The sequence below is a fragment of the Streptomyces sp. P17 genome (genome assembly GCF_032436805.1).
In the GTDB taxonomy this organism is placed as follows: Bacteria; Actinomycetota; Actinomycetes; order Streptomycetales; family Streptomycetaceae; genus Streptomyces.
The window spans coordinates 1-241 of the sequence record NZ_JAVRBF010001403.1 but is presented as its reverse complement, the minus strand read 5'-3'; the positions used below and the strand labels follow the sequence as shown (position 1 = coordinate 241).

General features: G+C 36.9%; 1 protein-coding gene. It reads right to left on the bottom strand.

The features are described 5' to 3' along the window. Positions 1–241: hypothetical protein (locus tag RMT89_RS45140; RefSeq protein ID WP_315889551.1), on the bottom strand; the 241-nt coding region annotated here is incomplete at both ends.

The following is a 241-nucleotide window of genomic DNA, read 5'->3' as shown; positions in this document are numbered from 1 at the left end:
CCTGTTACATTTGTAGATCCATATACTTCCTTCAAAACATCAGTATTTAATGCTTCAATCAAAGTGTAAGAAAAGGTATCTTCTTTCTCTGTTTGAGGACTTGCAACCGTATCCCCACCCCATGCTTTAATATTTTCAGAAGAAGGTGTGTTTGAGTTTGTCATACCATCCTCTGAAATATACCCCAAGCTTTTGAATGCAGCATTTAATTCAGTTGTTGCATTTTCGGGCAATGTAGTTC